A 24,192-nucleotide genomic window follows, 5' to 3' on the forward strand; every position below is an offset into this window, starting at 1 on the left:
GTCCGTCATTTCTGGTGTTCCTGTAAACGCCGATTCTGCTCCGCCCTATGCCACTGCTCCATGTTGTAGAACAGTCGCGGCGCAAGCTCTCTCAGCGCGCGTCGATACACTTCTCGCTTGAATGAAACCACCTGCCCCAACGGATACCAGTAGCTTACCCACTGCCAGCCGTCGAACTCCGGTGAATCCGTACCGTCCACGCAAACCTGCGCGTCCGGCGATAACATCCTCAGCAGGAACCATTTCTGTTTTTGGCCCACACAAACGGGGTGGGAGTTTTGGCGTACCATCCTCCTCGGGAGTCGATACCTCAGCCAGCCTCGCGTGCAGCTGATGATTTCCACATCGTTTGCACAGAGGCCGATTTCCTCTCCAAGCTCCCGGTACAGCGCATCCTCGGGGGATTCATCATGTTTGATGCCACCCTGGGGAAACTGCCAGGAGTCCTGCCCTATTCGCCTTGCCCAGAGAACTTCTCCTCTGTGATTGGCCAGAATGATTCCGACGTTGGGTCTGAAACCGTCTGAATCGATCACGGCACAGTCCTCTCAAAAGTCGGTTGACCGGTACAAAATTCACCGGTCGGATTTGTCCAAGTTGCTCTCATTCTTACAGAATCCCAAGGGTTCGGCAAACGGAGCCGTTGGGGACAGGTCATGATAGACTTGACGTTTTACTGCAAGCCCTGTGATCACCGGAGGTAGCCGCTTGACGCTCGCAATTTTTGATCTCGACAACACCCTTTTAGCCGGAGACAGCGACCACGCCTGGGGCGAATTTCTGGTGGAGGAAGGCATTGTCGATGCCGAGGAATACCGCCTTGCCAACGACCGCTTCTATCAGGAATACCTGAACGGCGAGCTGGATATTCTGCACTACCTGGGGTTTGCCCTTCAGCCTTTGGCCAGTCACAACATGGAAGAGCTACTGGCGTGGCGGGAAGCCTTTATGGAGAAAAAAGTGCGCCCCATGATGCAGGCCACTGCGAATACGCTGCTAGACAGCCACCGGGAGCAGGGTCACACCCTGATGATTATCACCGCCACCAACCGTTTTGTGACTGAACCCATTGCCGAGGCCCTCGGCATCGAACATCTGATCGCCACCGAGCCCGAGCTTGTCAACGGCCGTTATACAGGCGAAGTGGCCGGCACTCCGAGCTTTCAGGATGGCAAGGTCACGCGACTGGATGACTGGCTGAGTGCCCATAACAGGACACTTGAGGGGGCCTGGTTCTACAGCGACTCCCACAATGACTTGCCGCTGCTGAAAAAAGTGGACAACCCGGTGGCCGTAGACCCGGACCCGACCCTGGAGCAATATGCCCGGGACAACGGCTGGAAAGTCATGTCACTTCGGGGTTAATGGCAGGATTAGAAGAATCCCGTCAGTGAACGAACAAAGCAGGATTTGATGTAATCGGTCTCGGGGATGCCCGGAATCACCGGGTGATCCGGAGCCTGATGCCCCTGCTCGAGCAACTGGACAAAGCGGTCGATCTTGCGGCCGCTGCCTCGAATGATGTCCACCAGCTTCTCCTGCGAGAGATGCATCGAACAGGACGCGGAAACCAGTATCCCATCGCGCTCCAGCAACCGCAGACCGAGCTGGTTCAGCCGGGCATAGGCCTCTTCCCCCGCCTTCTGGTCCCTGCGCCGGGGAATCAGTGCCGGCGGATCGAGAACCACCACATCAAACTTCTCCTTCTCATCCGCCAGCGCCTTCAGGGCCTCGAAGGCATCCCCCTCAATGGTTTCCACATTGTCGAGGCCATTGAGCCTGGCGTTGTGGTGAACCGAATCAATGGCACTGGCCGAACTGTCGACACAGGTCACTTGGGTGGCCCCGGCACAAGCGGCCTGAATGCCCCAGCCACCGACATAACTGAACACATCCAGCACCCGCTTGCCCGGCGCATAGGCCTGCAAACGGGCACGGTTCATCCGATGATCGTAAAACCAGCCCGTCTTCTGGCCGCCCTCCAACGGCACCTCGAACCGGACACCGTTCTCCTCCACCTCCAGCAGACTCACCGCAGCGCCATGGGCCTGCTCCACGTAGGTATCCAGCCCCTCCACCTTGCGCATCTTGCCATCGTTCTTGAGGATGATCGCCTCAGGGTGCACCAGCCGCTGGACTGCCCGAACAACCGCCTCCTTCATCGCTTCCATACCGGCCGTGGAAATCTGCACCACCACCGTGGAATCAAACCGGTCAATCACCAGCCCCGAAAGCCCGTCACTGTCGCCAAACACCCAACGGTAAAACGGCTTGTCGAAAAGCCGTTCTCTGAGCGCAAGCGCAGCCTCCATCCGCTGGGTCAACCGCTGGGGCGTCATACCGTGGCCCGGATCCCGACTGATCAGCCGGCCACAAATCAGCGCATGGGGATTAACGAACACTGTACCCAGAGGCTTGTCGTTCGACGCCCGAAGCTCCGCCTGAACACCGGCCTCGAATTCCGTCAGCGGACTGCGGCGGGTGTCCACCTCATTGCTGTAAACCCATAGATGGCCAGCACGGAGACGGCGCTCTGCGCCTTTTCGAAGATACAGAACCGGAAAATTCATAAAGACCACCTGGAAAGGAAAGACAGGGATTATACAAGATGAGTTGAAACTGATACCGATGTATGACGGGCTGACGGGGCGGGCCTTCCAAAACTGTGCGGAGCCAGGGATGGCGGAGCCAAGCGTACAGGGACGTATTCACAGCGTGTTTTGGAAGGCCCGCACCGTCAGGCCAGCCTCCCAAGCGGAAGTGTTATTCCTCGGCCGCCACATGCTCCGCATAAGCTGTAGAATCCATCAGGCCATCCAGCTCACCAGCATCCTCAAGCCGCACCTTGTAAAGCCAGCCGTCACCGTAGGGATCTTCGTTGACCTTCTCCGGCTCGTCCTCAAGGCTCTCATTCACCTCGATAACCTCACCGGTCACCGGGCTGAACACATCCGAAGCCGACTTCACAGACTCAGCGACTCCGGCTTCCTCTCCACCGTTAACCGTTGCGCCCACATCCGGAACACCGATGTATACCACATCACCCAGTTGCTCCTGGGCAAAATCCGTAATACCGACAGTCGCCGTGCCATCGTCTGACACGCGAACCCATTGATGGGTCTCAATGTATTTCAGGTCTGCGGGTATCTCACTCATAGTCTGGTTTCCTGAACGAATTTTTTGCGCAGTTTAACTGAAGAGGTTAATTCCAGCGAACCTCACGTGCCAGCTTCATGAACGAATTCAGGTAATCCACCTCCCGATCCCGCTCACGAAGTCCTAAAAAGATCTGTTTCGGAATCCCCGTTTCCCCGAGCTGAACCGGCCGAACCGGAATCCGGGCATCGTAATCCTCGACCAGCCAGCGTGGGAGCGCGGCCACCCCGCGCCCTGCCGCGACCATTTGCAACATGATATCGGTGGTCTCGATGGTTTTGTGCCGCGCGGGACTGGCGTGGGCCGGAAGCAGGAACCGCGTGTAGATATCCAGACGTTCGATTTCCACCGGATAGGTGATCAGGGTTTCTTTCTCCAGATCCCCGGGTTCAGCCCAGGCCTTGTCCGCCAGAGCATGGTCCGCGGCCACCACCAACACCTGCTCGTAGTCGAACACCGGCTCGAAAACCAGGCCCGGGCGCTGCAGGGGGTCCGGAGTTACCAGCATGTCGATGTCGTGACCGAACAGGGCGCCAATGCCGCCAAACTGGAATTTCTGTTTTACATCCACATCCACCCCGGGCCAGCCCTCCAGATAGGGCCCGACTACTTTCAACAGCCATTGATAGCAGGGATGGCACTCCATTCCGATACGCAGCGTGCCACGCTGCCCCCTGGCAAACTGGCCGATCAGCATCTCCGCGTGCTCCATCTGCGGCAGCAGCCTGTTGGCCAGCGAAAGAAGGTATTCCCCCGACTGTGTCAGTCGCAACTGCCGCCCTTCCCGCACCCAGATGTCGGTACCAAACTGGTGTTCCAGCTTACGGATGGAATGGCTGAGGGCAGATTGCGTGAAATGCAGGCACTCGGCGGCCGCCGTCAAAGACCCCTGCCGATTCACTGCCCGGAGAATTTCCAGATGGCTTCGCTCGATCATTATTACCCTTCGCATGAACAATATTCATTGATCTCTGAAATAATACCATTATTTTTCATTCCGCCAGGTGGATATTCTGCACTTTCTTCAAAATCACAGAATCAAGCAGAGGACACACCATGGTAACCACCCACAATCTCGGCTTCCCACGAATCGGGGCCCGCCGTGAGCTGAAGTTTGCCCAGGAAGCCTTCTGGAAAGGCCGGATAAGCGAGGAAGATCTGCAGATTACCGGTGCCGATCTCCGGCGCAGGCATTGGCAGAACCAACGCCCACTGGACCGGGTGCCCGTCGGAGACTTCTCCTTTTACGATCAGATACTGGATATGAGTGTCACCCTGGGCAACCTGCCCGAGCGGGTGAACGACACCAAAGGCAGCGAACTCGACCGTTATTTCCGGGTAGCCCGGGGGCGTTCCGGGCAGGAATCAGCCTGCTGTGGTGTTCAGGCAGGGGAAATGACCAAATGGTTCGACACCAACTATCACTACATCGTGCCCGAGTTCCACCAGAACACCCGCTTTCGACTCAATGGCAACCGACTAATCGATCAGATCGACGAGGCGCGAGCCCAAGGATTAACACCAAAGCCGGTGATTATCGGCCCCGTCACCTATCTCTGGCTTGGCAAAGCCAAAGACGACAGCGACCGACTGTTGCTGCTGGAGTCTTTACTGCCCGTGTACTCAGAGCTTCTGGAACTGTTAGCAGACCATGGCGTTGAGTGGGTTCAGGTAGACGAACCCGCGCTTGTGACCGACCTGGATGCGGACTGGCGCCACGCCTTCAGCCTCGCTTATCACCACCTCAAGACAAGCACGCCGAAGTTGTTGGTAACCACTTACTTCGGTGAATTGCGAGAAAATCTGCAGCTGGCCTGTGAATTACCCGTGGCCGGATTGCACCTCGATGCCATCAGTGCCCCACAGGAAGTCCCCCGTGTGGTCGACTGGCTACCGCCCCACAAGCAACTTTCTTTGGGCGTTATCAATGGCCGGAATATCTGGCGATCGGATCTGGAGAAGACCCTCGACTGGCTCGAACCGGTCTATGAAAAGTTGGGGAATCGCCTCTGGCTCGCGCCATCCTGCTCACTGATTCATGTGCCTGTCGATCTAACGAGTGAAGACAAGCTGGACCCGGAAATCCGCAGCTGGCTGGCATTCGCCGTCCAGAAACTGGATGAACTGAAGACTCTCGCCACAGCGTTGAACAATGGAAGAGCGGCCGTTCGCGAACAACTGGCGGAATCGACGGTAGCCGTCAACAGTCGGGTAACATCCGAACAAGTTCACAGCGCTTCTGTGCAGGCACGTCTCGCCGACGTCAGCCCGGCACTGGGTCAGCGGCAAAGCCGTTTCCCGGACCGCATCGCCATACAGCAACGGAAGCTTGGCCTACCCCGCTTCCCGACAACCACCATCGGGTCCTTTCCCCAAACACGGGATATCCGCCAGACCCGCTTGCAGTTCCGAAAGGGTGAGCTAACGGAGCCGCAATACAACGCCCGGATTCGCGAAGAGGTTCGTCGCTGCATTGTCGAGCAGGAGGCCCTGGGGCTCGATGTGCTTGTTCACGGCGAAGCCGAACGAAACGACATGGTCGAATATTTCGGCGAACAACTGGACGGCTATGCCTTCAGTCAGTTCGGGTGGGTTCAGTCCTACGGCTCCCGATGCGTGAAACCACCCATACTGTTCGGAGACATATCTCGCCCGAAAGCCATGACCGTCGAATGGATCCGCTATGCCCAGTCGCTCACGAAAAAGCCTCTGAAGGGCATGCTGACCGGACCTGTCACCATCCTCAACTGGTCGTTCGTGCGGGACGACCAGCCACGGCGAGAGACCTGCCTTCAACTGGCACTGGCCATCCGGGAGGAGGTGCTTGATCTGGAGGCCTCGGGCGCCCGAATTATCCAGATCGATGAAGCCGCCCTTCGGGAGGGCTTGCCGCTGCGGCAAGCCGATTGGAAGAACTATCTGGACTGGTCCATCGAGTCATTCCGGATATCTGCCAACGGCGTTCGAGACGAAACCCAGATCCACACCCACATGTGCTATTCGGAGTTCAACGACATTATCGAAGCCATCGCCCGGATGGACGCTGATGTGATTACCATCGAGACCTCCCGGTCGGACATGGAGCTTCTCGATGCCTTCCGTGGCTTCCATTACCCGAACGACATCGGGCCCGGTGTCTATGACATACACTCACCGAATATTCCCGACAGCGAGCAGATTCGATCATTGATGATAAAGGCGGCAGAGCGGATACCGGCAGAGCGGCTATGGGTGAACCCGGACTGTGGCCTGAAGACCCGTCAGTGGGAGGAGGTCCGCCCTGCCCTGAAAAGCATGGTCGCCGCCGCTCGGGAACTCAGGGAAACTATTCAGTAACCGGAACTGTTCTGATCCAGCTCGAACTGGAAATCTTCGGCCCGGCGGACTTCCGTTGCGAAGTCGCCGGAATCGTGGAATTCGAACCAGCGGTACCCGGGCGGTAAATCCTCAACCGAGAACTTACTGGAACCGGAAGTAAACTGGATGCAGGTGGACGGCGTGGCCAACAGCTGCACGCCGTTGCGCTCGCGCTCGTGCTCCTGATGGATATGCCCCCACAACACGATCCTGACCTGAGGAAATCGATCTAGCACCTGCCAGAACGCATCGCGATTGGTGAGGCCAATTTTCTCCATCCAGTCGGAGCCGATATCCACCGGATGATGATGGAGTGCAATCACTGCCGGTATGTCCGGATGTTGCTCGAGCGTCTCCGAGAGGAACGCCAGTTCGGATTCAGCCAGAGCGCCAAAAACCTTGCCGGGCACAGAGGAATCCAGCATCACAAACTGCCAGCCACCCTGAATCACGTGACGATCAGAAGCGTTGTACTCGCGAGAAACCTGGAGCAGGTTATCAATATGATCATGATTACCAGCGATCCAGACTGAGGGACAGGAGAAAGACTTCAGGCTCTCACCAAAGACTCGGTACGCTTCCACCGACCCGTCTTGAGCGAGATCCCCGGTAGCCAGAATCAGATCCGGCTGACCGTGCACTTTCAATACCTCTGCAATAACCGCCTGCAGGCTTTCCCGGGTTCTGACGCCCAACAGATCTCCGTCGGCACGCGCCATCAGGTGCGGATCAGTCAGCTGCAGTACCCGCAGTGGCCGGTTTTTTTCCTTCGTGGTCATGGCGTTCTGGATCTACTCGCTGGCAATACGTGGTCTGATCACAAGTGTACGACGCCGATTCACAGATTTATCACTTTCGAATCGAACCCGGGTCACATTCTGGCAAGGCTTAGACGATATATTGCAATTTTTGACAACTATGGCACATCGGTGCGCCATAGCCACACCACTTTAGTACAGGATAAGCGTGTATCGGACCTCGTCAGTCGACGCCTTCGCCGGCAGACCAGGCTGCATGTTCCATGGGCAGGTGACCAAACCTGAGACAGTAATCCAGCCAATCGGCGAGGAAGCCGTTGACCTGGACCTTTTCATCCGGATGGTGCATGAAGCGATTGGGGTAATCGTTGACGGGAGCAATCTGGCGATCACGGTAGCAGCTGATCACTTCCGCCATGCTGGCGTCGTGGTAGACCCGTACGGTCATTTGAGGGTTGTTTAACCAACGACCGGAATTATGGACCTGCTCAAGCAACAGGGTTTCGGTGAACTTTGCGGTCTGGAGCACCTGAATCCGGACTCGTCCCAGGTAGTGGTTCTCCCGATGCAGCTCGAACTCGCACACGGGCTTGCCGTCCACCTCCAGCTGCCTCAGCTTACGGAGCCGCTGATAGTTTCCGTCACACAGGGCACCGAGCTGCCTGAGATCCGGAACATACCGCCTGGGTTTCATGGTCCACTCGCCCATCACTGCCACCCTTTCCTCAAACGGGCCCGATTCAGCTCGAGCCACTGCAGGGCTATAATGGCTGCCGCGTTGTTGATGCGACCATCGTGGATCATCGCTATGGCGTCGTCGGATGACACCACATGGGCACGGATATCCTCATGCTCATGTTCCATACCATACAGACCACCGGCATCTGCGGTGCTGACACGCCCGCAGTAAAGGTGAATCATTTCCGTGCTGCCGCCGGGTGACACCAGGTAATCGCAGATTTTTTCCAGCGGCTCAAAGGTAAGTCCGGCCTCTTCCTGGCCCTCGCGTTGAGCGACTTCTTCAGGGCTCTCGCCGTCTTCGTTCATACCAGCTACCAGCTCCAGCAGCCACGGCGACTGATCACGGCCCAGGGCACCAAGACGGAACTGCTCAAGAAGGACTACCTCGTCCCGTTCCGGGTCGTAGGGAAGTACACAGGTGGCATCGCCACGAATGAAGAGTTCTCGGGTAAACACCGGCATGTCCCGGCCGTCAAAACGCGGATGGGTCAACCAGAGCTTATCCATGCGGAAGAAGCCCTGGAAGACGGTTTCACGTTTTTCGACGTTGACGTCGTCGGCGTTGAACTGGAACAGTTTGGCCATTTTTTGTCCGGTCGTTGAATCGACTTGGAACGATAGCCTTTAGTTGGGTATTACTTCAAGTTCAAACCTTGTCGTAAAGCTTACTCCCGGACTCCACGAACTCGCGAGATTTCTCCTGCATACCGGCATCCACTGCCGACACCTCGTCCAGGCCATGCTCCTTCGCATAATCCCGAACTTCCTGGGAAATCTGCATGGAGCAGAACTTCGGTCCGCACATGGAACAGAAATGCGCCACCTTGGCGGATTCCTTTGGCAGAGTCTCATCGTGGTAGGCGCGAGCCGTATCCGGGTCCAGACCGAGGTTGAACTGGTCTTCCCAACGGAATTCGAAACGGGCCTTGGAGAGCGCATTATCGCGAATCTGGGCACCCGGGTGCCCCTTCGCCAGGTCCGCGGCGTGGGCGGCGATCTTGTAGGTGATGATGCCGGTTTTCACGTCGTCCTTGTTGGGCAGCCCCAGGTGTTCCTTGGGTGTGACGTAGCAAAGCATGGCGCAGCCATACCAGCCGATCATGGCGGCACCAATACCGGATGTGATGTGATCGTAGCCCGGCGCAATATCGGTAATCAGCGGGCCCAGGGTGTAGAACGGCGCTTCGTCGCAACACTGGAGCTGCTTGTCCATATTCTCTTTCACCAGATGCATGGGCACATGGCCGGGGCCTTCAATCATGCACTGCACATCGTGTTTCCAGGCGATCTTGGTGAGTTCACCGAGGGTTTCCAGTTCGCCGAACTGCGCTGCGTCGTTGGCATCCGCAATGGAACCGGGGCGCAGGCCGTCGCCAAGACTGAAGGACACATCGTAGGCCTTCATGATTTCGCAGATATCCTCGAAGTGCTCGTACAGGAAACTTTCCTTGTGATGCGCCAGGCACCATTTGGCCATGATGGAACCGCCACGGGAGACGATGCCGGTGGTGCGCTTCGCCGTCATGGGCACATGATGCAGGCGAACGCCCGCGTGGATGGTGAAGTAATCCACGCCCTGCTCGGCCTGCTCAATCAGCGTATCCCGAAAAATTTCCCAGGTCAGGTCCTCGGCCACACCGCCGACTTTTTCCAGTGCCTGGTATATCGGCACAGTGCCGATGGGAACCGGGGAGTTTCGGATGATCCACTCCCGGGTTTCGTGGATATTCTTGCCGGTGGACAGGTCCATGATGGTGTCGGCACCCCAGCGGATGCCCCAGGTCAGTTTCTCCACTTCCTCTTCGATGGAAGAGCTGACGGCAGAATTACCGATATTGCCGTTGATCTTTACCAGAAAATTTCGACCGATGATCATCGGCTCGATTTCCGGGTGGTTGATATTCGCGGGGATAATCGCACGTCCTCGGGCAACCTCGTCGCGCACAAACTCCGGTGTGATTTCAGCTGGCAGGTTGGCGCCGAAGGACTGACCCGGGTGCTGATCATCAAGAAGCCCCTGCGCACGAGCTTCCTGCAGCTTCATGCTCTCCCGGATGGCGATGTATTCCATCTCAGGGGTGATAATGCCCTGGCGGGCGTAATGCATCTGGGAGACGTTCTGGCCAGGTTTGGCGCGCAGGGGTTTGCGCTCGTCCATAAAGCGCAGCGGGTCGAGCTGCGGATCTTTCATGCGACGGCGGGTGAACTCTGAGGAGTAACCGGGAAGTTGCTCCACATCGCCACGCTCCGCAATCCACTGGGCTCTTAAAGGCTTGAGTCCTTTGCGAAGGTCAATGGTCGCTTCCGGATCGGTGTACGGGCCGGACGTATCATACACCACCACCGGCGGATTCTTTTCACCGCCCATCTCCGTCGGCGTGTCCTGCACGGTGATTTCCCGCATGGGCACACGCAGATCGGGTCGGCTTCCCTGAACGTAGATTTTACGTGAACTTGGCAGGGGTTTGATCGCGGCGGAATCCACTTGGGCGGAATCGCAGAGGTAATCAGGCAAGTTGGTCATCATTCGCTCCCGGAACAATTGTTGGATTTCGGGTCGCGTATGACGGAGCTTTCGACACGGATTCCCTCTGGGGGAACACTGGTCAGGCAGCACTGTGGTCTTAAATCCCTACGCCGGTATTATCCGGATCAGGTCGCGGGTTCTGCGATGCAATCTCAGCCGGTCACCTCCCATGATTCGGAAAGCAGACCAGCACCCCGTCAAGACGCGAATCTGTAATGCGTGACACCCAGAATGGGTGCCATTTGCAAGTGTAGAGCTGCGGGCAATTATTGTCCATAATGGCCAACCAGACCCGTCTGACCATGAAAACGGGGATCACGCGTGCCCGCGAATCCGACACGCACCCCGTTTACCCGGCAAAGATGCGTAACCGTATTCAGGAGACATAATGAAGAAGCGATTGCTTTCAGGACTTATTGGCCTCATGGCGGCCCAGCCCGCCCTTTCCATGGATCTGGTCGAGACCTATGAGAAAGCACTGTCCTACGACTCAGGCATTGCCGCCGCGAGAGCAAGTTTTGAAGCTCAACAGGCGGCCAGCGATGTCAGCCAGAGCGCATTATTGCCGCAAATTGGTGCCTTTGGTGAGGGCAACTACATTGATGTGGACGGGCCGAGCCAGGACAACAGCTATCAGGAACTGAATTACGGTGTCCAGTTAACCCAGCCACTGTTTCGGGCTGACGCCTGGTTTCGCTATGACGCCAGCAAGTTCCAGACCGAATCGGCCCGGGCCGAATACAACCTCGCCCAGCAGCAACTGATCCTGGATGTTGCAACCGCATACTTCAACGTTCTGCGGGCCCGGGACACAGTCACCACCGCCCGGGCAACCGAGGCCGCTATCCAGCGCCAGTATGAGCAGGCTCAGGAACGGTTTGATGTGGGCCTGATTGCCATAACCGAGGTCTATGAGGCGCGTGCCAGCTACGACGACAGCAAGAGCCAGCGTATTGCCGCCGAAAACCAGCTCAACGTGGCCCGCGAACAACTGGCGAGACTGACCGGCGAATACGCCGAAGAACTGGACAATTTGCGCCAGAATTTCCCCCTGGGCCGCCCCGATCCGATGGATCCATCTGCCTGGGAAGCAACCGCCCTGGAGCAGAACTGGTCAATCCAGTCTGCTCTGTTTGAGCTCAACGCCAACGAGGCCGGACTTCGTGAAGCCAAGGCCGGCCACTATCCGACGCTGGACCTCAACGCCTCCTACGGCAAAACAGACCTGAACGGCATTGACGGCACCAACGCACCGATCACAAGCCAGCAGGACGGCACCACGACTCGAGGAACCATCGGGCTTACCCTGAATGTACCCCTCTACTCCGGCGGAGGCACTCAAGCAGGCGTCCGCCAGCAGCGCTCACTGGTAACCGTTGCCGAGCAGTCGCTGAACACCGTTCGCCGGGATGTTCGTGTAAATACGAGAAGTCTGTTTCTGACCGTCAACAATAACGTTGAAACCGCATCCGCACTGGAGCAGACCATTGTCTCCCGCCGCAGCGCACTCGACGCGACCCGTGCAGGATATGAGGTGGGGACCCGGAACATTGTGGAAGTGCTGGATGCCGAGAGAGCCTATTACGTTGCTCTGCGGGATTACGCCAACGCCCGCTACGACTACGTGATCAACTCCCTTCAGCTTAAACAGGCCGCCGGCACCCTGAGCCCCCAGGACCTCATCGAGCTGAACAACTGGCTGAGCGCGGCTGCCCCGGGAATTGAGGCACTGGCCAACGAAGAAGAGACCCTGGACGACCCGACCCGGTAACAGCGAGGGCGGGTCTGCGGGCTCGCCCTGTTTTTTCGGGAGACGGGTCAGACCCGTTCGATAATGCCGTCAACCACCTTGTCGAGTGCGCCGCGGTTCTTGTTAACAACGGCCAGCGCTCGCTGACCAATTGCTTGCCGTTCCGTATCGTCACTAAAGAGAGACGACACGTGCGCGGCCAGATCATCTGAATCGGCAACCAGCTTAACGCCCCGATCGTCCAGCAGGCGTTGGTAAATGGTTTCAAAATTGAAGATGTGCGGGCCTGAAAACACCGGAATACCCCATCCGGCGGGTTCCAGGGGATTATGGCCACCGCGCTCAATCAGCGAGCCGCCAACGAACGCCAGGTCGCTGGCACCGTAGAGCATCATCAGCTCACCCATGGTATCTCCCAGATATACCTGGGCCTTGACCGGGTCTTCTCCACGAGACCGACGGGCCAGTGCCAGCCCTTCCTTCAGCGCCCTTTCCGCCACCGGATCAAAGCGGTCGGGGTGTCGCGGAACCAGAATCAACAACGCCTTGGGGTGGTCTGCCAGAACCCTGCCATGGGCGGTCAGCAACTCATCATTCTCACTGCCATGAGTGCTGCCGGCAATCCAGACCGGCCGACCCGCCAGCTTCTGTCGAAGCGCCGCGGCCGCCGCTCTCACATTCTCCGGAATATCCACATCAAATTTGACGCTTCCCGTAACGGCCACTTTCGCCGGGGCAACTCCGATCCGGCGAAACCTCTCGGCGTCTTTTTCGGCCTGGGCAGCCACCCAGCTGATGCTGCGCATGATAGGCGCAGCCAGGCCGCGGACGCGCTCGTAACCGCGAGCGGAACGCTCTGACAGCCGGGCATTGATCAAAAATACGGGAACGCGGCGGGCCCGGCACTGGCGAATCATGTTCGGCCAGATTTCGGTCTCCATGATAACCAGAATCCGGGGATTGGCGCGGTCGAGGAAGCGACGAATCGAACCTGGCGTATCGTAAGGAGCGTAGGCGTACTGGACTTGATCACCGAACATCTTGCGCGCTTGAGACAGGCCGGTGTCTGTCATGGCCGTCATCAGGATAGTAATGCCCGGGTTGCGGGCCAGCAGACGCCGCACCATTGGCGCAGCCGCTATGGTTTCACCTACCGAGACAGCATGAACCCAGACGACCGTACCGCTTGCCCGCGGCACGATGCCCAGGCGCTGGTACCAGTTGCGCCTCAGCTCCGGAGCTCGGCGCCCGTGCCACCAGAGACGCAGGAGGATGAACGGCAGGAACAGCCTAATAAGCTGGGAATAGATAAATTGCAGCACACAGGACTCCGGGCAAAACAGTGCGCTATCATAGCGCAAAACCTATTGATTTGCTTCCGATTGATCGCCAGTGCCACGGTGCCAGCATCAATCGACCAAGACATCGCAGGACCTGCATTACGTGAAAAAGAAATATCGCAAATTACCGCGAAACACAGACTACTCGGCGTACCGCCACCCGCGCTGGTGGCCTACCTGGCTGAGCATTTTCCTTATGTGGTGTGTGTCCCGGCTGCCGATACGCGTTCAGTGGTGGCTGGGAAAAATGGCAGGCCTGCTGGCCTTTCGCCTTGCCCGAAGTCGTCGGCACATCGCGGAAGTGAACATCAGGTTGTGCTTCCCGGAGCTCACCAGTGCTCAGCAATCGGCTCTGGTTCGGAAAGCCTTCATTGCCAATGGGATTGGCTTGCTGGAGCTTGGTATTGCCTGGTTTCGTAACCCGGCCAAACTGACGGGCATCACGAGAGTCCACGGCCTTGAGCATTTTGAGGATGCCCTGGCCGGTGGCAAAGGCGTCTTATTGCTGGGGGGGCATTACAGCACCCTGGATCTGGGCGGTAGCCTGGTAACCGAGTTCATTGAAGCCGATGTCATGCAACGGGATCATAACAACCCGTTGATGAACGCAGTCATGACAAGGGCCAGGGAACGCCGCTATGGCACCGTGCTCGGCGCCAGAGACCTGCGAGGCCTGTTCCGCAGCCTGAAGAAAAACCGGGCAGTCTGGTACGCCACGGACCAGGATTACGGTCGCAAGGATATTGTCTTTGCTCCGTTTTTCGGAATACCGGCGGGCACCATTACCGCCACCTCCCGGATTGCAGAACGCAGTGGCTGCAAGGTGGTTCCGTTCAGCCATTTCCGGCGTGACGATGGGCCGGGTTACGACATTTACTTCCACCCGGCCCTCGAGAATTTTCCCAGCGGCGATGATCTTCAGGATGCAACACTGATCAACCAGACTATCGAGCGAGAGGTGCGGCGAGCGCCGGATCAGTATCTCTGGATGCATCGACGATTCAAGACCCGCCCGGACGAGAATGACCCCGGCTTCTACAAACGCCGGTAACGCAGAACCCTGGCAATACGGAGGCCGGCAGTGCATGCCGGAACACCATGGCCAAACCAGAGCCCAGAACGCAGGATGCATCCACACCGGTGGTGTGGCTTCTGACAGACAGCAAGCCTGGCCACAGGAACCAACTGAAGGGGCTCGGTAACCGCCTTCGCGTCCTGATCGGCGCAAGCACCTACTGGGTCGACGCCTCCACCATGAAAATTCCGCTTTGGCGAGCACTGCTGGGCGCACCGCCACGAATGGAGGCGTCACTGCCTCGCCCTGATCTGGTCATTGCGGCCGGGTCTGGCACGCACCGGTTGCTTCTTGCTCTGCGCAAGCTTCGTGGAGCCCGAACGCTTGTCATCATGAAGCCCGCGTTCCCGCTGTCTCTGGTCAGCGGCGCGCTGATCCCGGCCCATGATCGTGTACAGGCCAGCCAGCGAGTGCTGTTGACGGAAGGGGTTCTGAATACCATTACACCCCTGGCCAGAATCACCGAAAAACGGGAGGCGCTGTTGCTCATCGGCGGGCCTTCCCCGCACTACGACTGGGACGATGATGTCGTCCTGGGCCAGGTATCGCATCTGATCGGCCATTACCCCGACTGGCGCTGGACCATCAGCACCTCCAGGCGAACACCTGAACCCCTTCAGGAACGCCTCGAAGAGATGGCCGGGCTGAGAATTACCGTCGTCCACCCCGGGCAGACCCACGAAGACTGGCTAAGCCACCAACTCTCGGCCTCAAGAGCCGTCTGGGTGACGCCGGACAGCATGTCCATGGTCTGTGAGGCCGCAACCTCCGGGGTGCCAACCGGCCTGTTCGAACTGCCGGCCAGAACCGGCAGCCGGGTCGTGGATGGTGTGGAACGGCTGGTCCGGGACGGCTATGTTGCCAAGTGGACAGACCATGCCAGCGTCATGGCTGGCAGAACCGACCATGAAAAGACTCTCTGGGAGGCCAATCGTGCGGCCCGCTGGGTGCTGGAGCGAGGACTCCTGCCAAAGAGCGAGAAAACCAATCAACGCCTGCACAAGGGGACTAAACCTTGAGAATTCTTCAGGCACTTCCGGCGCTATACAGTGGCGGCGTGGAAAGGGGGACCGTAGAGTTCGCTGCGGACCTCGTTCGACGCGGCCACGAATCCTTTGTCGTCTCCAAGGGCGGCCCCATGGCGGAACAACTGCGGGGACAGGGTTCGAGGCATATTTTCATGCCGATTCACCGGAAGAATCCAGCGTCCTTCGGGCAAATCCTGCCGATGCGAAAACTGCTTCTTGAGCTGAAGCCGGACATCGTTCATGTCCGCTCACGCATGCCCGCCTGGATTATCTTCCTGGCCCTGAAAAGCATCCCGAAACGGGAACGCCCGGCGGTTGTGTCCACCTTCCACGGCATGTATTCCGTGACTCCCTACAGCGCCATCATGACTCGCGCCGATCACATCATTGCCGTGTCGCAGTGTGTGCGGGATTACGTGATGAGCAACTACCAGGTACCCGAAGAGAAGCTGACCGTCATCCAGCGGGGCGTGGATGTGGATGCCTTTCATCAGCGGGAGCTTCCACAGCAATGGCTGGACCGCTGGTTCCGTCAGTATCCACAGCTTGCCGGCAAGAAAATCATTATGATGCCGGGGCGGATTTCCCGCTGGAAAGGCCAGTTGGATTTCCTGGCCATGATGGCGAAACTGGTGCGGGAGCGGCCCGATTGCCACGGTATTATTGTGGGTGGTGCGGAGCCCGGCAAAGAGCATTTCCTGGATGAACTGGAGAAGGAGCGGTCTCGCCTGGACCTGACCGAAAAGGTCAGCTTCCTGGGCCAGCGCAATGACATGACCAACCTGTACCTGCTCTCCGACGTGGTCTGTCACATGAGCACCAAACCCGAGCCCTTTGGCCGGACAGTGACCGAAGCCCTGGCTTCGGGAACACCGGTCGTGGCCTATAATCGTGGCGGGGCGGCGGAAACACTGCAGGCGTGCTTCCGGGAAGGCCTGGTGGCGCCGGATAACGTTGAGGAGTTCGCACAGGCCGTTTCCCGGATGTTGGATGCCGGGCCTCCGGCCATTGAGATCCCTTATCGGTTCCGCCTGGAGGCACAAACAGAAGCGAGCCTGGCCGTTTACGAGACGGTGCTACAAAATGCCGCAGGCCGATCATGACCTCACCGCCCCGATTAACGATCGCCCTGCTGATTGCCACGCCCGGCACAACCTGGGGCGGCATGGAAAAACATACCGCTGATCTGGCAGGTGCACTGGCAGACCGCGGTCATATCGTCCATGTGATCGGCCATAAAACCTACCGGGACAGGTTCCCTGCAGGCGTCCAGTTTCATCCACTGCCAGTTCAACTCGGGCGACGGAATCTCTGGCTCCAACTGGCCCTCCGCCGGCGACTTCGAGAAATAGCACCTGATATTCTGCACGCCCAGGGCAACAAGGCTGCGCAGCTCGCGGCGAAAACCGGAAGCCTTGCCCGAGTGCGAATCGGTACGGTGCACGGCACCAAGTCCAGCCATAAGGCCTTTGATCGCCTCGACGAGATCATTGCCGTAAGCCCCAGGATTCTGGCTACTCTGCGACACCACCGGAAACACCTCATCTACAACGGCGTGGAGTCCGGGAGCGAACGAACAACAACAGACGACGGCCCGGAGCTACCGTCTGGAGTCACCAATGTAATCGCCGTCGGACGACTCGAATCCGTCAAGGGCTTTGATGCGCTGATCAGGGCCTGGGCCATGCTCGGCGATTCGGCACATCGCTGCCATCTGACCATTTTTGGCGAGGGCAGCCAGCGATCACGGCTTGAGCACTTGATTCGCCAGTTGAAACTGGAAACCTCGGTAACCCTCGCAGGGTTCCGGGAGAATCTGGCGCCCATCTACGACAGGGCCGAATTGACGGTGATCAGCTCCGAACGGGAAGGTTTTCCCTATGTACTGGCGGAGTCCCTTCTCAGTGGTTGCCCCGTGGTCTCCACTCCGGTGTCCGGACCGCGGGATATTCTTCCAGCAACGTCTCTCAGTGCAGGCCACCGGGATCAGGACCTCGCCGAACTGATAGCGCGAGCGCTCGCTGATCTGGAGACACTGAAACAGAGTGAGCAGCCCGCCATGGCATTTGCCCGTAAAACTCTCACGATCAACGCCATGGCGGAGCAAACGGAAGCGCTATACCTGAGGGCAATGGGCGAGCAACGAGGCACCTGATGTCCGCTGTATTCGGCAGAGAGCTACCGTGTATTTTCCCTCTCAAATTCGGATAGCATCTGCATCTCCCGAGCCTTGGCCAGGCGCATGAAGTTCCTGTTGGCTGCGGTAATGGCAACGCTCAGACCAAACCAACCGTTCAGGATCTGGCGGTGCAGCAGGTAATATTTCAGGAACTTCAGGGGAAACTCGGCAAACAGGCGGGGGCTGGAAATTCGCCGTCCCTTTGCGGCGATAAAGCGGGCCTGCTCCGTCGACAACTGGCAGTACTTGCGCTCCATCTGCTCCAGAGAAATCAGCGTGCGGTGCAACACATCGCCCTTTAAATCCACAACCCGGCCAGCCTTCACCTGCGGCCGGTCATTGTTGCTGTCTTTTTCGGGCTCAATCACTGCCTTGTTACGATTGTAGAGCCTGAGGATCTTCTTCGATTTATCATGGCGGAACGGATGCCGGGGATCCGGCTGGGACAGCACCCAGCGCATCCGGAATCCCGCAATGGCCGGGTCAATCGGCTTTGAAAACAGGTCCTGGATGTTGGCCACAAGCTCGTCCGACAGCACCTCATCCGCATCCAGGTCAAGCACCCAGTCATTACGACAAAGGCTTGCTGCAAAGGCTTTCTGGCAGGCAAACCCCTGCCAGTCGTTATGAACAAAACGGGCACCCGCCGCTTCAACAATGTCACGGGTTCGGTCAATACTTCCGGAATCGACTACGATAATCTCATCAACCCAGCCGGAAACCTTTGCAAGGGATTCCGGCAATCGCAGTTCTTCGTCCTGGGTGATGTAATAAACGGATAACGGTAGCTTCATCAAAATTCCTGGTATCGGGCAATCAGTTTACGGACTGGTCAAAACAATATCATGGTTGCCTTATGATAAGATGGCGCGCCTGATTTTGATGTTTTTCTTGGCATTCTTTAACTCAAGCCCGGAGTGTACAGATGATTCACCCCGTCATTATGGCTGGCGGTACCGGCTCACGCCTTTGGCCGATGTCGCGCCAGCTGAATCCGAAGCAGTTCCTGAAACTGACCAACGGCCCCCTGTCGATGTTGCAGGCCACCGTTGCGCGGCTTGAGGGCATGGACGCAGCAAACCCTCTTCTGATCTGCAACGAGGAACACCGGTTCCTGGCTGCGGAACAAATGCGGCAATCCGGCCACGAGGATACGCGGATCATTCTGGAGCCCTGCGGCCGGAATACGGCGCCGGCGATTGCCTTGGCAGCGCTGCAGCTGACCGAGGCTGCAGAAAACGGTGCCGATGATCCCCTGATGTTGGTGCTGGCAGCCGACCACCTGATCAAGGACGTCACCGCCTTTCAGGAAGGGGTGAAGAAAGCCATTCCGCTGGCGCGGGAAGGGAAACTGGTCACCTTCGGCATTGTCCCGAACCATCCTGAAACTGGCTACGGCTACATTCATCGTGGCACCGAGCTGGGCCCTGACAGCTACCTGGTGGACAAGTTTGTCGAAAAGCCGGACCAGGCGACCGCCAATGGTTACCTCGATTCCGGAGAGTACCTCTGGAACAGCGGAATGTTCCTGTTTGGTGCCCGTCAGTACCTCGAGGAGCTGGAAGCCCATCGCCCGGATATCCTGGCCGCGTGCCGTGCCGCCATCGCAGACACCGCCGATGACCTGCACTTCACGCGAATCAACGCCGAACGCTTCGCCGAATGCCCGTCAGACTCGGTGGACTACGCCGTCATGGAGAAGACCGACAAGGCCGCCGTGGTTTCCCTGGATGCCGGCTGGAGCGATATTGGCTCCTGGTCCGCGCTATGGGAAGTCAGTGACAAGGACGCGGACGGCAACAGCCTGACCGGCGACGTGATTACCCATAACACCGCCAACACGCTGATCCGTGCCGATAGCCGGCTGGTGGCCACCGTTGGTGTGGACAACCTGGTGGTTATCGAAACCAAGGATGCCCTGCTGGTCGCCCATAAAGACAGTGTTCAGGACGTCAAAACCGTGGTGGAACGGATCAAAACCGATGGCCGCCACGAGCACATGAACCATCGGGAAGTCTACCGGCCCTGGGGCGTCTACGATTCCATCGACAACGGTGCCCGCTATCAGGTCAAACGCATCACTGTGAAACCCGGCGCCAAGCTCTCCGTGCAGATGCATCACCATCGCGCCGAGCACTGGATCGTGGTAAGCGGCACGGCCCGGGTCACCAACGGCGAGAAAACCTACCTGGTCACCGAGAACCAGTCCACCTACATTCCGGTTGGTCAGGTGCACTCGTTGGAGAATCCGGGCGTCATCGATCTGGAATTGATCGAAGTTCAGTCCGGCTCTTACCTGGGTGAAGACGACATTGTTCGTTACGAGGATCGGTACGGCAGGAAATGAGCAAGCTCAAGTATTTCATCATCGCCGGGCTGCTCAGGATTGCCGGCTGGCTATCCCTTGCCGGTGCCCAGAGGGTCGGTCGTTTCGTCGGTTATCTGGTATGGCGATTGCCCACCAAATCTCGCCAGGTAACCGACATTAACCTGTCCATTTGCCTCCCCGAACTTTCAGACACCGAACGCGCGGTTATGTCAAAGAGATCCCTGGCCCAGACCGGCATGACCATGCTCGAGGTGCCCTTGATGTGGGAGTGGCCGGTGGAGAAATGCCTTGGCCTGATCCGGGAAACCGAAGGCCTGGATCTTATCGACGAGGCCATGGCCGGCGACAAAGGCCTGATTCTCCTGGCGCCGCACCTCGGTAACTGGGAGCTGGCCGGGTTGTTCTTTTCCTCACGCTACAAAATGGCAGCGCTCTATAGTCCGCCGAATATGCCCGAGTTCGAGGACTACATGATCAAGGTACGCGGGCGACTTGGCTCGGAGCTGGTCCGGGGCGACCGCCGCGGCCTGGCCAGGCTCGCCTCGATTCTTCGGGAAGGCGGGGTTGCCGGAATCCTGCCGGACCAGTCGCCCCGCGGAAAGGGCAACGCCTTTGCGCCTTTCTTCGGCATGGAAGTGAAAACCATGACTCTCGTATCCAAGCTGATTCAGCGCACCGGTGCCAACGTGCTGATTACTTATGCCGAGCGCCTGCCCGACGCTTCCGGGTTCCGGATCGTTGTACGTGAGACCGGCCCGGGCCTCGGTGACAAGGATCCTGTTGCCGCGACCAGTGCCATGAATCACGCGATTGAGCAATGCGTGCGAGAGATCCCCGAGCAGTATCAATGGGAATACAAGCGTATGCGCCATCGGCCGCCCGGCGAAATCAACCCCTATAATCCGGACCGAGTATGTTGAACCCCAGACTCGCCTTTCATGCGCTGCTGATCATCGGGCTCGGCGGCGCGCTCCTGTCCTCAAGCATCCTGGCCGGCGCGACTCTCTTGCTTGCGATTGCCGGAATGGTGCTCAGTGCCCGCAAATCTTTGTATAAAGACGGCTGGGACAAACCCAAAGAGCTCAGGCTGCTTCACTTTTCCTTCTGGTTCTTCGTGCTGGTGAGTTTTCTGTCCTGGGCCCTTGAAGGGTTTGATTACGAGGGTGGAAAAACCCTTGGCACGCACGCCCGGTTCATCCTGTTCTGGCCCCTGATTGTTGCCATCAGCTATGCACGGATTGGCGCCCGCACGACTTTCGCCGCCATCGGACTGGTAGCCGTGTCTGTCATCGGGATTTTTCTGGTGACCATTGCTGCCCGCCAGGGCGCGCTTGGTCAGGTCTTGAATTCCCGTTTTGGCGGTGGAATCAACCCTATCAGCTTTGGCAATCTCGCCCTCCTGGGGGGCATGTTGACGATCGTCGCTGCCATGTTTTTTGTCCGGGAAAAACGGGGGGGCCTGGCGGTACTGTTTTTTATCGGTGGAACGGCGGCCGTTCTCATTTCCATGTTGTCGGAAACCCGCAGTAATCTGGTCGCTCTACCCTTCCTTCTGATTGCGCTGGTACCACTAGTCGGTAAAAGACTTCGAATTGCCGGGTTGATTGTTGTGCCAATGCTCGTCGCCGGCGCGATTATCACCAGCGACCGCATGTCCAGCTCGCTCAATGGACTGCTACATGATGGCCAACTGGACTCCGGCATGGAAATTCGCCTGGAGGTCTGGGGGCAGGCGCTGAACATGCTCAGAGAAAGCCCCTGGTCGGGCGCTGGCCTTGGTGGCTATACCCACCGCATAGAATCGGAAGTTGCCGCGGGCAATCTGCCAGAGCATTTCCTGGACTGTTGCACGGGGCATGCGCATAACGATCTGCTGAACAATGCCGCAACCAGCGGTATTCCCGGCATTCTCAGCTGGGCCCTGCTTATTTTCATTCCGCTGGCCATCTTTGGCAGAAACCTGTCCAGCCGCCACGCAGCCACGGCGCACCTTGCGGCGGCTGGCTGCATGGTATCCCTTGGATACTTTTTCTTTGGCCTGACCGAAGCCACCTTCAATCGGACTTTGTTCCTCACCTTCTATCTGCTGGCTGTTAGCTCCATCGCCTCGGCCATGTTTACAGAGTTGAGTGCGTCCTATGTTCGAAACAGGGCCCGCAAGGTGTCTGCCACTATCATCACGAAAAACGAAGAAGACCACATCACCGACTGCTTGAAGTCCGCAAGGCTGGTTGCCGACGAAATTATCGTTCTGGATAGCGGCAGTACTGACAGAACGGTGGAACTGGCCAGAGAGCTTGCAGATGTTGTCGAAGTCACAGACTGGCCTGGCTTTGGCATCCAGAAACAGCGAGCTCTCGAGAAAGCGACAGGAGAGTGGGTGCTGTCACTGGATGCCGATGAGCGTGTCACACCCGAGCTGGCAAGGGAGATCAACGATCACCTGGCAGATCCTGACGCGGACGCGTACAAGCTTCCCTGGGCCGTAACGATCTACGGCAGCCGCCTGGATTTCGGGCGCAGCGGCCGAGCCCCCCTCCGGCTGTTCCGTCGCGAGGGAGTAAGCTTTTCGGACGCCCTCGTACACGAGCGGATACTGATTCCGTCCGGACGCAAGATCAAAACCCTAAGGGGCCGCCTGACGCACTATACACACAGGGATTTCGGCCACTCGCTGGAAAAAAGCGCCAAGTACGCCTGGCTTGGCTCACTGGAGAAACATCGCAAAGGCAAGAAGACCCGCACCATGGTCTACCCCACCCTTCGGGGCCTGATGACATTCGTGCAGGTGTACTTTATTCGGTTCGGGTTTCTGGACGGTGCTGTGGGCTATCTTACCGCTGTGACGTACGCACAGGTAACGTTCAACAAATATGCAGGGTTATGGACTCTGGACCGGCCGGCCCGCTTCGAAAAGTCGTGACCCCCGAAGGAGCGTCGTTTCCACGCCGACGCTCCCGAACATACGCCTTATTTCGTCATAGTAAGGGAGCCGGGCGCCCAGAGCGGCATCATCGATCTGGAACACCCGGATTTCCGGGAATATCTTTTTCAGGGTAAACAGAGCGGTTGAAGCAAAGCTGTAGAAAGCGAGATAGATTTCCCCGGACAGGGCCACTTCGACCTCGATCGGACGACCGGCCTGCCGTATCTCGAGCGGAAATTCTGCCAGCAAAGCCTCCAACTCTTCCCTGCTTTCCTTTCGGTGCATGAAGTACACCACGCGGCTATCAGGATGACGCTCCACCACGTGCTGGATTTGCAGTTTCAATTGCTGAAGCCGATCCTCACCACCAAAGGGTTGGCCAAGGAACCCGACCAGGGGCGTCTGGCTATTGTCACGGGGCGTTTTTTTGAAAGTTTTACGAAACACCGGGAAATCGTGAACACGCACCTGGACAAGCTCGGAGTTCGGTAACGGAAAGAAGGTGAAGAATGCGATCACCTCCGGAACAACACGATGGATCCTGATCCCCATGGTTCGCAAAAGTCGCTTCTTGGCCGGTGAAATCCGGGAGGCGATGCCCTCGTCGTGAATGGCATGGTAATAGGTTACTGTTGCCAGGCCGTCATCCACGAAAATCAGCTGTTCGCTGTCGAATCCCCGATAAAACACTTCGTGAATCCAGCTGGATTTGTTTCCGATAAACAACCTTTCAATAGTTCGCTTTGAGAGACTCCTGGCAACTGACCCCAGACGAAGGTAAAAGGAACTCTTTTTAAGATAGATGGTTTCGATGCCCTGCCAGCCCAACGCCTCGGCCAGGAAAGCCATTTGCCCCTCGGTCTCGCGGTTATCAGGTCTAGCAATGATGAGCAGTGTTTTTTCGGAGCTGCAGCCATAGTGATAACGAGCCTCGGAGCAACTGATCAGTTGCAGGGGCGTACTCGCAACAAAGACATTGATTGGGCTTGCGGCGCTGATCAAATCGTTCGTTTCCTGGTCGGGATC

The 24,192-nt window shown here is 57.9% G+C and carries 21 protein-coding genes and 1 riboswitch; of the genes, 10 read left to right on the forward strand and 11 right to left on the reverse strand.

Annotated features, from left to right (window positions below):
- Positions 1-5: 5 nt before the first annotated feature.
- Positions 6-536, reverse strand: coding sequence for an RNA pyrophosphohydrolase (locus EDB94_RS19130; RefSeq protein ID WP_041644941.1), 531 nt, complete (start codon positions 534-536; stop codon positions 6-8).
- A 172-nt stretch (positions 537-708) separates the two neighbouring features.
- Here EDB94_RS19130 and EDB94_RS19135 point away from each other — a divergent pair, with 172 nt between their 5' ends.
- Positions 709-1,365 (forward strand): HAD family phosphatase, encoded by a 657-nt coding sequence (locus EDB94_RS19135; protein ID WP_108019255.1) that lies wholly within the window; start codon positions 709-711, stop codon positions 1,363-1,365.
- 8 nt (positions 1,366-1,373) lie between these two features.
- Here EDB94_RS19135 and EDB94_RS19140 read toward each other — a convergent pair whose 3' ends face one another.
- From EDB94_RS19140 to EDB94_RS19150, 3 genes are all read right to left on the reverse strand, one after another.
- Positions 1,374-2,570: a class I SAM-dependent rRNA methyltransferase gene (locus EDB94_RS19140; RefSeq protein ID WP_108019256.1), complete on the reverse strand. Its 1,197-nt coding sequence runs from the start codon at positions 2,568-2,570 to the stop codon at positions 1,374-1,376.
- A 193-nt stretch (positions 2,571-2,763) separates the two neighbouring features.
- Positions 2,764-3,156 (reverse strand): glycine cleavage system protein GcvH, encoded by a 393-nt coding sequence (gene gcvH / locus EDB94_RS19145; protein ID WP_008170823.1) that lies wholly within the window; start codon positions 3,154-3,156, stop codon positions 2,764-2,766.
- A 46-nt stretch (positions 3,157-3,202) separates the two neighbouring features.
- On the reverse strand, positions 3,203-4,093 hold the full coding sequence (locus tag EDB94_RS19150) for a LysR family transcriptional regulator (RefSeq protein WP_108019257.1): 891 nt from the start codon (positions 4,091-4,093) through the stop codon (positions 3,203-3,205).
- Between the two features lie 119 nt (positions 4,094-4,212).
- On the opposite strand from EDB94_RS19150, the gene metE reads away from it, so the two are divergent.
- Complete coding sequence (metE, locus tag EDB94_RS19155; protein ID WP_108019258.1) at positions 4,213-6,492, forward strand: 5-methyltetrahydropteroyltriglutamate--homocysteine S-methyltransferase; 2,280 nt, start codon at positions 4,213-4,215, stop codon at positions 6,490-6,492.
- Here metE and cpdA read toward each other — a convergent pair.
- The 4 genes from cpdA to thiC all read right to left on the reverse strand — a co-directional run bounded on the left by cpdA (position 6,486) and on the right by thiC (position 10,536).
- Positions 6,486-7,292: a 3',5'-cyclic-AMP phosphodiesterase gene (cpdA, locus tag EDB94_RS19160; protein WP_062786539.1), complete on the reverse strand. Its 807-nt coding sequence runs from the start codon at positions 7,290-7,292 to the stop codon at positions 6,486-6,488. The two genes, metE and cpdA, sit on opposite strands and share 7 nt — an antisense overlap.
- A 202-nt stretch (positions 7,293-7,494) precedes the next feature.
- Positions 7,495-7,980 (reverse strand): DUF1249 domain-containing protein, encoded by a 486-nt coding sequence (locus EDB94_RS19165; protein WP_008170830.1) that lies wholly within the window; start codon positions 7,978-7,980, stop codon positions 7,495-7,497.
- Positions 7,980-8,597: an NUDIX domain-containing protein gene (locus tag EDB94_RS19170; protein ID WP_108019259.1), complete on the reverse strand. Its 618-nt coding sequence runs from the start codon at positions 8,595-8,597 to the stop codon at positions 7,980-7,982. The genes EDB94_RS19165 and EDB94_RS19170 overlap by 1 nt, the downstream gene beginning before the upstream one ends.
- Positions 8,598-8,658: 61 nt before the next feature.
- Positions 8,659-10,536: a phosphomethylpyrimidine synthase ThiC gene (thiC, locus tag EDB94_RS19175; protein ID WP_108019260.1), complete on the reverse strand. Its 1,878-nt coding sequence runs from the start codon at positions 10,534-10,536 to the stop codon at positions 8,659-8,661.
- 87 nt (positions 10,537-10,623) lie between these two features.
- Positions 10,624-10,746: riboswitch (TPP riboswitch) on the reverse strand.
- A 181-nt stretch (positions 10,747-10,927) separates the two neighbouring features.
- Here thiC and EDB94_RS19180 point away from each other — a divergent pair.
- Positions 10,928-12,310, forward strand: a complete 1,383-nt coding sequence (locus EDB94_RS19180; protein ID WP_108019261.1) for a TolC family outer membrane protein — start codon at positions 10,928-10,930, stop codon at positions 12,308-12,310.
- Positions 12,311-12,357: 47 nt separating this feature from the next.
- Here EDB94_RS19180 and waaA read toward each other — a convergent pair whose 3' ends face one another.
- The gene (waaA, locus tag EDB94_RS19185; protein ID WP_041644938.1) at positions 12,358-13,611 is read right to left on the reverse strand and encodes a lipid IV(A) 3-deoxy-D-manno-octulosonic acid transferase; all 1,254 of its coding nucleotides are present in this window, start codon (positions 13,609-13,611) and stop codon (positions 12,358-12,360) included.
- Positions 13,612-13,732: 121 nt separating this feature from the next.
- On the opposite strand from waaA, the gene lpxL reads away from it, so the two are divergent.
- The 4 genes from lpxL to EDB94_RS19205 are packed head-to-tail and all read left to right on the forward strand — an operon-like array spanning position 13,733 to position 17,887.
- Entirely contained in the window at positions 13,733-14,680 is a 948-nt protein-coding gene (lpxL, locus tag EDB94_RS19190; protein ID WP_108019262.1) for an LpxL/LpxP family Kdo(2)-lipid IV(A) lauroyl/palmitoleoyl acyltransferase, read from the forward strand.
- A gap of 47 nt (positions 14,681-14,727) precedes the next feature.
- Entirely contained in the window at positions 14,728-15,723 is a 996-nt protein-coding gene (locus EDB94_RS19195; protein ID WP_108019263.1) for a mitochondrial fission ELM1 family protein, read from the forward strand.
- The gene (locus tag EDB94_RS19200; RefSeq protein ID WP_108019264.1) at positions 15,720-16,835 is read left to right on the forward strand and encodes a glycosyltransferase family 4 protein; all 1,116 of its coding nucleotides are present in this window, start codon (positions 15,720-15,722) and stop codon (positions 16,833-16,835) included. The genes EDB94_RS19195 and EDB94_RS19200 overlap by 4 nt, the downstream gene beginning before the upstream one ends.
- Complete coding sequence (locus EDB94_RS19205; protein ID WP_108019265.1) at positions 16,832-17,887, forward strand: glycosyltransferase; 1,056 nt, start codon at positions 16,832-16,834, stop codon at positions 17,885-17,887. Before EDB94_RS19200 ends, EDB94_RS19205 begins: the two co-directional genes overlap by 4 nt.
- Before the next feature lie 23 nt (positions 17,888-17,910).
- Here the strand turns inward: EDB94_RS19205 and EDB94_RS19210 are convergent, their stop codons facing one another.
- Positions 17,911-18,705 (reverse strand): glycosyltransferase family 2 protein, encoded by a 795-nt coding sequence (locus tag EDB94_RS19210; RefSeq protein ID WP_008170849.1) that lies wholly within the window; start codon positions 18,703-18,705, stop codon positions 17,911-17,913.
- A 131-nt stretch (positions 18,706-18,836) separates the two neighbouring features.
- On the opposite strand from EDB94_RS19210, the gene EDB94_RS19215 reads away from it, so the two are divergent.
- The 3 genes from EDB94_RS19215 to EDB94_RS19225 are packed head-to-tail and all read left to right on the forward strand — an operon-like array spanning position 18,837 to position 23,163.
- The gene (locus tag EDB94_RS19215) at positions 18,837-20,258 is read left to right on the forward strand and encodes a mannose-1-phosphate guanylyltransferase/mannose-6-phosphate isomerase (RefSeq protein WP_014576003.1); all 1,422 of its coding nucleotides are present in this window, start codon (positions 18,837-18,839) and stop codon (positions 20,256-20,258) included.
- Positions 20,255-21,160 carry a lysophospholipid acyltransferase family protein gene (locus tag EDB94_RS19220; protein WP_014576002.1) on the forward strand — a complete coding sequence of 302 codons (906 nt, stop codon included), beginning with the start codon at positions 20,255-20,257 and terminating at the stop codon, positions 21,158-21,160. Before EDB94_RS19215 ends, EDB94_RS19220 begins: the two co-directional genes overlap by 4 nt.
- Positions 21,154-23,163 (forward strand): glycosyltransferase, encoded by a 2,010-nt coding sequence (locus EDB94_RS19225; protein ID WP_108019266.1) that lies wholly within the window; start codon positions 21,154-21,156, stop codon positions 23,161-23,163. Before EDB94_RS19220 ends, EDB94_RS19225 begins: the two co-directional genes overlap by 7 nt.
- Here EDB94_RS19225 and EDB94_RS19230 read toward each other — a convergent pair.
- Positions 23,122-24,168 (reverse strand): polysialyltransferase family glycosyltransferase, encoded by a 1,047-nt coding sequence (locus EDB94_RS19230; RefSeq protein ID WP_108019267.1) that lies wholly within the window; start codon positions 24,166-24,168, stop codon positions 23,122-23,124. The genes EDB94_RS19225 and EDB94_RS19230 overlap by 42 nt on opposite strands.
- Positions 24,169-24,192 lie beyond the last annotated feature (24 nt).

Source organism: Marinobacter sp. 3-2, from assembly GCF_003751355.1.
Classification (GTDB): Bacteria; Pseudomonadota; Gammaproteobacteria; order Pseudomonadales; family Oleiphilaceae; genus Marinobacter; species Marinobacter adhaerens.

Coding starts and splice junctions, on each gene's coding strand:
- EDB94_RS19140 (WP_108019256.1), bottom strand. CDS start 2,570: ATGAATTTTCCGGTTCTGTATCTTCGAAAAGGCGCAGAGCGCCGTCTC.
- gcvH (WP_008170823.1), bottom strand. CDS start 3,156: ATGAGTGAGATACCCGCAGACCTGAAATACATTGAGACCCATCAATGG.
- EDB94_RS19150 (WP_108019257.1), bottom strand. CDS start 4,093: ATGATCGAGCGAAGCCATCTGGAAATTCTCCGGGCAGTGAATCGGCAG.
- metE (WP_108019258.1), top strand. CDS start 4,213: ATGGTAACCACCCACAATCTCGGCTTCCCACGAATCGGGGCCCGCCGT.
- cpdA (WP_062786539.1), bottom strand. CDS start 7,292: ATGACCACGAAGGAAAAAAACCGGCCACTGCGGGTACTGCAGCTGACT.
- EDB94_RS19165 (WP_008170830.1), bottom strand. CDS start 7,980: ATGGGCGAGTGGACCATGAAACCCAGGCGGTATGTTCCGGATCTCAGG.
- EDB94_RS19170 (WP_108019259.1), bottom strand. CDS start 8,597: ATGGCCAAACTGTTCCAGTTCAACGCCGACGACGTCAACGTCGAAAAA.
- thiC (WP_108019260.1), bottom strand. CDS start 10,536: ATGACCAACTTGCCTGATTACCTCTGCGATTCCGCCCAAGTGGATTCC.
- EDB94_RS19180 (WP_108019261.1), top strand. CDS start 10,928: ATGAAGAAGCGATTGCTTTCAGGACTTATTGGCCTCATGGCGGCCCAG.
- EDB94_RS19195 (WP_108019263.1), top strand. CDS start 14,728: ATGGCCAAACCAGAGCCCAGAACGCAGGATGCATCCACACCGGTGGTG.
- EDB94_RS19205 (WP_108019265.1), top strand. CDS start 16,832: ATGACCTCACCGCCCCGATTAACGATCGCCCTGCTGATTGCCACGCCC.
- EDB94_RS19210 (WP_008170849.1), bottom strand. CDS start 18,705: ATGAAGCTACCGTTATCCGTTTATTACATCACCCAGGACGAAGAACTG.
- EDB94_RS19215 (WP_014576003.1), top strand. CDS start 18,837: ATGATTCACCCCGTCATTATGGCTGGCGGTACCGGCTCACGCCTTTGG.
- EDB94_RS19220 (WP_014576002.1), top strand. CDS start 20,255: ATGAGCAAGCTCAAGTATTTCATCATCGCCGGGCTGCTCAGGATTGCC.
- EDB94_RS19225 (WP_108019266.1), top strand. CDS start 21,154: ATGTTGAACCCCAGACTCGCCTTTCATGCGCTGCTGATCATCGGGCTC.